This is a genomic window from Burkholderia sp. APQ4-4ca, assembly GCF_057837105.1.
Genome location: NZ_JBYQCG010000235.1, coordinates 96,902 through 105,727 on the forward strand (window position 1 = coordinate 96,902; position 8,826 = coordinate 105,727).

At 68.5% G+C, this 8,826-nt stretch carries 9 protein-coding genes; 6 read left to right on the forward strand and 3 right to left on the reverse strand.

Annotated elements, in window-relative coordinates; genetic code table 11:
- The first annotated feature begins 10 nt into the window (after positions 1 to 10).
- From purH to AC3IFE_RS30285, 6 genes are all read left to right on the forward strand, one after another.
- Complete coding sequence (purH, locus tag AC3IFE_RS30260) at positions 11 to 1,576, forward strand: bifunctional phosphoribosylaminoimidazolecarboxamide formyltransferase/IMP cyclohydrolase (RefSeq protein WP_089466691.1); 1,566 nt, start codon at positions 11 to 13, stop codon at positions 1,574 to 1,576.
- Positions 1,577 to 1,730: 154 nt separating this feature from the next.
- On the forward strand, positions 1,731 to 2,273 hold the full coding sequence (ruvC, locus tag AC3IFE_RS30265; protein WP_006476894.1) for a crossover junction endodeoxyribonuclease RuvC: 543 nt from the start codon (positions 1,731 to 1,733) through the stop codon (positions 2,271 to 2,273).
- A 228-nt stretch (positions 2,274 to 2,501) separates the two neighbouring features.
- Positions 2,502 to 3,083 carry a Holliday junction branch migration protein RuvA gene (gene ruvA / locus AC3IFE_RS30270; protein ID WP_021162490.1) on the forward strand — a complete coding sequence of 194 codons (582 nt, stop codon included), beginning with the start codon at positions 2,502 to 2,504 and terminating at the stop codon, positions 3,081 to 3,083.
- Between the two features lie 108 nt (positions 3,084 to 3,191).
- A complete protein-coding gene (ruvB, locus tag AC3IFE_RS30275; RefSeq protein WP_489193891.1) occupies positions 3,192 to 4,262 on the forward strand; it encodes a Holliday junction branch migration DNA helicase RuvB in 1,071 nt (356 codons plus the stop codon).
- Positions 4,263 to 4,286: 24 nt separating this feature from the next.
- A complete protein-coding gene (locus AC3IFE_RS30280; protein ID WP_489193893.1) occupies positions 4,287 to 5,237 on the forward strand; it encodes an oxygenase MpaB family protein in 951 nt (316 codons plus the stop codon).
- A 145-nt stretch (positions 5,238 to 5,382) separates the two neighbouring features.
- Complete coding sequence (locus AC3IFE_RS30285) at positions 5,383 to 6,486, forward strand: ParB/Srx family N-terminal domain-containing protein (protein WP_489193895.1); 1,104 nt, start codon at positions 5,383 to 5,385, stop codon at positions 6,484 to 6,486.
- Between the two features lie 59 nt (positions 6,487 to 6,545).
- On the opposite strand, the gene AC3IFE_RS30290 is transcribed toward AC3IFE_RS30285, so the two are convergent.
- The 3 genes from AC3IFE_RS30290 to tyrS form a co-directional block, all read right to left on the reverse strand.
- Positions 6,546 to 7,211, reverse strand: a complete 666-nt coding sequence (locus tag AC3IFE_RS30290) for a histidine phosphatase family protein (RefSeq protein WP_489193897.1) — start codon at positions 7,209 to 7,211, stop codon at positions 6,546 to 6,548.
- A 23-nt stretch (positions 7,212 to 7,234) separates the two neighbouring features.
- A complete protein-coding gene (gene dtd / locus AC3IFE_RS30295) occupies positions 7,235 to 7,693 on the reverse strand; it encodes a D-aminoacyl-tRNA deacylase (RefSeq protein ID WP_006483442.1) in 459 nt (152 codons plus the stop codon).
- Positions 7,690 to 8,826 (reverse strand): tyrosine--tRNA ligase (gene tyrS / locus AC3IFE_RS30300; protein ID WP_489193900.1); only part of this gene is annotated, 1,137 nt, incomplete at its 5' end. The genes tyrS and dtd, both read right to left, overlap by 4 nt.

Here is an 8,826-nt window from a genome sequence, read left to right on the forward strand (position 1 = left end):
TGGTTCCATCATGATCAAGCAAGCGCTCATTTCCGTTTCCGACAAGACCGGCATCGTCGACTTCGCGAAGTCGCTGTCCGACCTCGGCGTCAAGCTGCTGTCGACGGGCGGCACCGCGAAACTCCTCGCCGACGCCGGCCTGCCCGTGACCGAAGTGGCCGATTACACCGGCTTCCCGGAAATGCTCGATGGGCGCGTGAAGACGCTGCACCCGAAGGTGCACGGCGGCATCCTCGCGCGCCGCGACCTGCCCGAGCACATGCAGGCGCTGGAACAGCACGGCATCCCGACGATCGACCTGCTGGTCGTGAACCTGTACCCGTTCGTCGCGACGATCGCGAAGGACGACTGCACGCTCGCCGACGCGATCGAGAACATCGACATCGGCGGCCCGACGATGCTGCGCTCGGCCGCGAAGAACCACCGCGACGTGACGGTCGTGGTCGACCCGGCCGACTACGCGGTCGTGCTCGACGAAATGAAGGCGAACGGCAACGCGATCGGCTACCCGACCAACTTCCGCCTCGCGACGAAGGTGTTCGCGCACACCGCGCAATACGACGGCGCGATCACGAACTACCTGACGAGCCTGACCGACGAGCTGCAGCACGCATCGCGCAGCGCATACCCGGCCACGCTCAACATGGCGTTCGACAAGGTGCAGGACCTGCGCTACGGCGAGAACCCGCACCAGAGCGCGGCGTTCTACCGCGACCTCGCGACGCCGGCCGGCGCGCTGGCGAACTATCGCCAGCTGCAGGGCAAGGAACTGTCGTACAACAACATCGCGGATTCGGACGCCGCGTGGGAATGCGTGAAGACGTTCGACGCGCCGGCCTGCGTGATCATCAAGCATGCGAACCCGTGCGGCGTCGCGGTCGGCAACGACTCGGCCGACGCGTATGCGAAGGCGTTCCAGACCGACCCGACCTCCGCGTTCGGCGGCATCATCGCGTTCAACCGCGAAGTCGACGAAGCGGCCGCTCAAGCGGTGGCGAAGCAATTCGTCGAAGTGCTGATCGCACCGTCGTTCACGGACGCCGCGAAGCAGGTGTTCGCCGCGAAGCAGAACGTGCGCCTGCTGGAGATCGCACTCGGCGACGGCCACAACGCATTCGACCTGAAGCGCGTCGGCGGCGGCCTGCTCGTGCAATCGCTCGATTCGAAGAACGTGCAGCCGAGCGAGCTGCGCGTCGTCACGAAGCGCCAGCCGACCGCGAAGGAAATGGACGACCTGCTGTTCGCATGGCGCGTCGCGAAATACGTGAAGTCGAACGCGATCGTGTTCTGCGGCAACGGCATGACGCTCGGCGTCGGCGCCGGCCAGATGAGCCGCGTCGATTCCGCGCGCATCGCGAGCATCAAGGCGCAGAACGCGGGCCTCACGCTCGCCGGTTCGGCTGTCGCGTCGGATGCGTTCTTCCCGTTCCGCGATGGCCTCGACGTCGTCGTGGCGGCCGGCGCGACCTGCGTGATCCAGCCGGGCGGCTCGATGCGCGACGACGAAGTGATCGCGGCGGCCGACGAGCACGGCATCGCGATGATCCTGACGGGCGTACGCCACTTCCGTCACTGATCGCGGCATGCGGCCCGCGCGGCCGCAGCACGAGAACCCGGCGGCATCACCTCCGCCGGGTTTTTTATTGCGCGGCGCCTTCGCGCACGACCGCGCGACCGGCTCGCCGCACCATTCGTTGTAGTATCGCTGCATCACGCCATCCTCCTCACTCATGCGAATTCTCGGCATCGACCCCGGCCTGCGCGTCACCGGCTTCGGCGTCATCGACGTCAGCGGCCACCGGCTCGCCTATGTCACGAGCGGCGTAATCCGCACGCCGACGGCCGACCTCGCCACCCGGCTCGGCACGATCTTCCAGGGCGTCTCGACGATCGTGCGCGAACACGCACCCGACCAGGCCGCGATCGAAAAGGTGTTCGTCAACGTGAACCCGCAGTCGACGCTGCTGCTCGGCCAGGCGCGCGGCGCCGCGATCTGCGGGCTCGTCGCGGGCGGGCTGCCGGTCGCCGAATACACGGCGCTGCAGCTCAAGCAGGCCGTGGTCGGCTACGGCCGCGCGACCAAGACGCAGATGCAGGAAATGGTCACGCGGCTGCTCAACCTGTCCGGCCAGCCGGGCTCGGACGCCGCCGACGCGCTCGGCATGGCGATCTGCCATGCGCACGGCGGCAACACGCTCAGCACGCTCGGCGGCCTTGCGCCGGCGCTCGCGCAGAAAGGGCTGCGCGTGCGGCGCGGCCGGCTGGTCGGCTGATGCCGGCGCGCATCGCGGCCCGGTAGGTCGGCTCGACTGGGTTGGCCGTCTTGGCCGTCTTGGCCGTCTTGGCCGCGTGGGCCGTCTTGACCGTCTTGACCGTCTTGACCGCTTTACCCGCGCCCGACACGCCCGCGACACGCGCCGCTTCGGCCTGACGGCCGCGCCCATCGGCATTGCGCCGCGCGTGCGCTACACTCGCGCTTTCTTCCTCGCATCCCGTCCTCCATGATCGGTCGCATCGCCGGCATCCTGCTCGAAAAGAACCCGCCTCATCTGCTCGTCGACTGCAACGGCGTCGGCTACGAAATCGACGTGCCGATGAGCACCTTCTACAACCTGCCCCAAACGGGCGAACGCGTCGTGTTGCTCACGCAGCAGATCGTCCGCGAGGACGCGCACCTGCTGTACGGCTTCCTGACGCCGCAGGAGCGCACGACCTTCCGCGAGCTGCTGAAGATCACCGGCATCGGCGCGCGCATGGCGCTCGCCGTGCTGTCCGGCATGAGCGTGCAGGAGCTCGCGCAGGCCGTGACGATGCAGGACGCCGCCCGCCTCACGCGCCTGCCCGGCATCGGCAAGAAGACGGCCGAGCGCCTGCTGCTCGAGCTGAAGGGCAAGCTCGGCGCCGACCTCGGCGCGCTCGCCGGCGCCGCGTCGCCGTCCGACCACGCGACCGACATCCTCAACGCGCTGCTGGCGCTCGGCTACTCCGAGAAGGAAGGCCTGGCCGCGATCAAGAACGTGCCGGCCGGCACCGGCGTGTCCGAAGGCATCAAGCTCGCGCTGAAGGCGCTGTCGAAGGCGTAACGCACGGTCGATCCGACCGTCGAAGCCAGTGTCGCGCCGCCGCGCGGCACGCGCCAGTCAGCCGTTCGGCCAGGTGGTCCGGGTGCCGTCGCGCGGTACAATGGCCGCATGATTGAAACCGACAAACTCGCCACCGAGCAGCGGATCATCGCCGCCACGCCCGCCTCGTCGCACGAGGAGGTGTTCGAACGTGCGTTGCGGCCGCGCCAGCTCGACGACTACGTCGGCCAGGAAAAGGTGCGCGGCCAGCTCGAGATCTTCATCGAAGCCGCGAAGCGCCGCGCCGAGCCGCTCGATCACGTGCTGCTGTTCGGGCCGCCGGGTCTCGGCAAGACGACGCTCGCACACATCATCGCGCGCGAGATGGGCGTGAATCTGCGTCAGACGTCGGGCCCCGTGCTCGAGCGCGCGGGCGATCTCGCCGCGCTGCTGACGAACCTCGAAGCGAACGACGTGCTGTTCATCGACGAGATCCACCGGCTGTCGCCGGTCGTCGAGGAAATCCTGTATCCGGCGCTCGAGGATTACCAGATCGACATCATGATCGGCGAAGGCCCGGCCGCGCGCAGCGTGAAGCTCGACCTGCAGCCGTTCACGCTGGTCGGCGCGACCACCCGCGCGGGCATGCTGACCAACCCGCTGCGCGATCGGTTCGGGATCGTCGCGCGCCTCGAGTTCTACGACGCCGAACAACTGTCGCGCATCGTGCGGCGCTCGGCGTCGCTGCTGAACGCGCAGATCGATCCGAGCGGCGCGCTGGAAATCGCGAAGCGCGCGCGCGGCACGCCGCGGATCGCGAACCGGCTGCTGCGCCGCGTGCGCGACTTCGCGGAAGTGAAGGCCGACGGCCAGATCACCGCGGCCGTTGCCGATGCCGCGCTCGCGATGCTCGACGTCGATCCGGTCGGCTTCGACCTGATGGACCGCAAGCTGCTCGAAGCGATCCTGTACAAGTTCGACGGCGGCCCGGTCGGCATCGACAACCTCGCGGCGGCGATCGGCGAGGAGCGCGACACGATCGAGGACGTGCTCGAACCGTACCTGATCCAGCAGGGCTTCCTGCAGCGCACGCCACGCGGTCGCGTCGCGACGCTGCTCACGTATCGCCACTTCGGGCTGTCGGTGCCCGATGCCCGCCGCACCGAACGCGACGAGTGGGATACCCCGGACGGGAAGTAATCCGTCGCCCGAGCCGCACCCGCCATGACGACGCCGCCCAGCCGCCACCCCACCACCGTGCCGGGCCCGCGCTGGGCGGAGCCGATCCGCAAGCGGCTCGTGGCGGGCATCACGCACCTGACGGCCGACGGCGGCGGCCCGTCGATCGATCTCTCGTCACCGCCTGGCGACCCGGGGCTGTTCGGTCCCGACGCCGTGTGCTGGCGCGTGCATGCCGATTTCACGTCGATGATGACGGGCGGCATCGCCGCGCTGCTGTTGCAGGCGCTCCACCCGCTCGCGCTCGCGGGCGTCTGGGATCATTCGTCGTTCCGCACCGACATCTTCGGCCGCTTGCGGCGCACCGCCACGTTCATCACGGGGACGACGTTCGGCAGCCGCGCGGACGCACTCGCGCTGATCGAGCGCGTGAAAGCGATCCATGCGCACATCTCGGGCAGCGCGCCGGACGGCCGGCCGTACCGCGCCGACGATCGGGCCTTGCTGACCTGGGTGCATGTCGCCGAAGTATCGAGTTTCCTCGGCGCGCATCTGCGTTACGTGAATCCGGCGCTGTCAGGCGAACTGCAGGACCGCTATTACGCGGAGACGGCGCTGGTCGCCGAGCTGCTCGGCGCCCGCGGAGTACCGCGTTCGCGCGCCGAGGTGGCTGCCTATCTCGCGCGCATGCGGCCCGAACTCGAAGCCGGGCCGCGTACGTTCGACGTGATGTCCATCCTGCTGAATGTGCCGGTCGCGAAGCCGGCGCTGCGCCCTGCCGCGTCGCTGGTGATGCATGCCGGGATCGACCTGCTGCCGCCGTGGGCGCAGCGCATGCTCCGTGTGTCGACGTTCGCGCCGTTGCGGCGCGCGGTGGTCCGGCCCGGCATACGCGCGATCGCGCCCGTGTTGCGCTGGGCGCTCGTGAACGGCGCGTCGAAGCGTGCGCGCCGCCGCGCGATGGCCGCCCCATCCGACGGCGCCCCGCCTGCCTGACGACCGTTCCCTCGCATCATTTCAATTTGCTGTCAAATACCTGTGACAAGCTGAAAAGCTTGCCCCCGCGCACGTCCTGCTCGTCCAGCACGCCCGTGACCCGCGCGGTGCCCTTCCCACCCGACCCGACGCCCCGATGCCCGCGATGCCACGCCTGCCGATCCGTTTCGCCCTTGCCGTCAGCCTGTTCACCGTCCTCGCCGCGTGCGGAGGCGACGAGGTCGCCGCCGTCGCGCGCATGGACGCGCAATCGCCGTCCGGCGGCACGTCGACGACGCCGGCTCCCACGCCGCAACCGGGCAAGTGGAAAGCCGCCCGCGCCGGCGACCTGATCGACGTGACGCTCGGCGATCTCCATCCGACGCAGGGTGCGATCGGCTACGACCAGATCTACTACAAGCTCGACCGCTACGAACGGCAGCCCGACAAGAAGTTCGACGACTTCTGCGCGGACGAAGGCCTCGGCGGCGTCGCATCGAGCGGCTACACGGCCCGATCGTCGCTGCGCGAACCGGCCAGCTACACGTGCGCGACGACCGACCCGAACGCCCGCGACCGTTCGGTGCTGAAACCCGTCGTGATTGGCCCGAACGGCGGTGCGCTATATTTGACCGACGGCCACCACGGCCTGTCGACCTATTACGAGACGCCCGACGGCGGCCCGGTGCTGCACGTGCACGTCGTCGTCAAGGACAACCTCAGCGACTACTCGGGCGATGCGTTCTGGCAGCAGATGCAAAGCCGCGGCTATCTGCGCCTGAAGAACGGCGAAGGCAAGCCGATCACGACCGCGCAACTGCCGACCGGCCTCGGCCTGACACTCGGGATGACGAACGACCGCTATCGGTCGCTCGTCTATTTCACGCGCGACATCGGCTACGGCAAGCCCGCGCAAGCGACCGACTACCTCGAGTTCTACTGGGCCGACTGGCTGCGCGCGCAGCCGGGCACGTTCGCGCTGGCCGGCTACGATCTGACGCGGCCCGGCGCGACCGATCCCGATCCGGCGAAGGCCGACACGGGCTACCTGAATGCAGTCTGGAATGCGTCGACGCGGATGGTCGCGGCCACGGACCCGGTGATCGACGGCAAGACGGGCGCCGACCTCGGGCGCGCCGATGCGATCAACGGCGGGAAGAAATACAGCAAGGGAGAATTCGACAAGCTGCGCCAGCCGATCACGGCCGACAAGCCCGGCAAGATCGCGTACGCGCTCGACTACAAGGCGCGTCACGGGCTGCCGCGGTAAGCGTCACGCCGGAAGAAAGCGCCCTCCCGGGCGAGCCATGCCGGGCGGGGTTGGCATGCTCAGAGCACCTTGCGGTACCCGTCGTCATCGGCGCTCGCGGCTTCGAGATGCGACACGTCGGCCCACCGCACGACCTGCGCGCGGCCATCCACGTAATCGACGACGTTGATGCTGGTGTTGAGCAGCTGATAGTTGCGCGGCGCCGACAGCTCGATCCCGTTCGCGAAGCGATACACGCAATCGAGCACGCCGCCGTGCGCGACGCATGCGATCCGGCCGCCCGGATGCGCGGCGACGATCGGTTCGAGCGCATGCAGCACGCGGTGATAGAACGCACGCTGCGACTCGCCGCCCTCCGGCGCGAAGCCCGGATCGCGCGTCTGCCACGCCGCATATGCGTCCGGAAACAGCGCCTCGATTTCGGTGCTGTCGTGCCCCTGGAATGCGCCGTACGAGCGTTCGCGCAGCCCTTCTCGCAGCAGCAGCGACAACCCGAGCACATCGGCAAACGGTTGGGCGGTCTGTTGCGCGCGCATCAGGTCGCTCGAATACACCGCGTCGATCCGCGCGCCGTCGCGCGCCTCGCGCCCGAGCCGCGCCGCGAGCCGCTGCGCCTGCGCGAGCCCCGTGTCGGCCAGCGGGATGTCGATATGCCCCTGGATACGCTTGATGCGATTCCAGGCCGTCTCGCCATGGCGGATGAAAAGAATCTGCGTGGTGGCCATCGCGGCGCGTCTCCGGGAAAGAATCAGGGCCGCACTTGCAGCCAGAACGTCACGGGGCCGTCGTTGACGAGCGACACCTGCATGTCGGCGCCGAACTCGCCCGTCTCGACGACGGGATGGCGCGCCCGCGCGGCCGCGACGAAATAGTCGAACAGCCGCGCGCCTTCGTCGGGCGGCGCGGCCGGCGTGAAGCTCGGACGCAGCCCGCTGTTGGTATCGGCCGCGAGCGTGAACTGCGACACGAGCAGCAGGCCGCCGGCACGGCCTTCGCCGTCGATGTTCGATACCGGCAGGTTCATCTTGCCGGCTGCGTCGCTGAACACGCGGTAGCCGAGCAGCTTCGCGAGGAGCTTGTCGGCCGCGGCCTCGGTATCGCCGCGCTCCGCGCAGACCAGCGCGAGCAGGCCCGCGCCGATCTCGCCCGTCGTCCGGCCGCCGACGCGTACGTCGGCGCGCGTCACGCGCTGGATCAGCGCGATCATGCGGTCAGCGTGACGCGCGCGAAGCGGCGCTTGCCGACCTGCACGACGAACTCGCCGGCCTCGACCTTCAGGCCCTTGTCGGACACGATCGCGCCGTCGATCTTCACGCCGCCCTGCTCGATGTTGCGCAGCGCTTCGCTCGTCGACGGCACGAGACCGGCCTGCTTCAGCAACTGACCGATCGCCAGCGGCGCGCCGGCCAGCGTGACCGACGGAATGTCGTCCGGCACGCCGCCCTTCGCGCGATGGTTGAAGTCGTCGAGCGCGCGCTCGGCGTCGGCCTGCGAGTGAAAGCGCGCGACGATTTCCTGCGCGAGCAGCACCTTGAAGTCGCGCGGATTGCGGCCGCCCTCGGCCTCGCGCTTGAAGCCGGCGATTTCATCGAGGCTGCGGAACGACAGCAGCTCGAAGTAACGCCACATCAGCGTGTCCGAGATGCTCATCAGCTTGCCGAACATGTCGGTCGGCTTCTCGCTGATGCCGACGTAGTTGCCCTTCGACTTCGACATCTTCTCGACGCCGTCGAGGCCTTCGAGCAGCGGCATCGTCAGGATGCACTGCTGTTCCTGGCCGTACTGCTTCTGCAGTTCGCGGCCGACCAGCAGGTTGAACTTCTGGTCGGTGCCGCCGAGTTCGAGATCGGCGTTCAGCGCAACCGAATCGTAGCCCTGCATCAGCGGGTACAGGAATTCGTGGATCGAGATCGGCACGCCGCCCTGGAAGCGCTTCGTGAAATCCTCGCGCTCGAGGATCCGCGCGACCGTGTAGCGCGACGCGAGCTTGATCATTCCGTCCGCGCCGAGCGGCATCGACCATTCGCTGTTGTAGCGGATCTCGGTCTTGTCGCGATCGAGCACGAGCGCGGCCTGCTCGAAGTAGGTCTTCGCGTTCGATTCGATCTGCTCGCGCGTGAGCGGCGGACGCGTCGCGTTGCGGCCCGACGGATCGCCGATCAGCGACGTGAAATCGCCGATCAGGAAGATCACCGTATGGCCGAGGTCCTGCAGCTGGCGCATCTTGTTCAGCACGACCGTATGGCCGATGTGGATGTCCGGCGCGGTCGGATCGAGGCCGAGCTTGATGCGAAGCGGCTTGCCGGTGGCTGCGCTGCGCGCGAGCTTCTGCGCGAACTC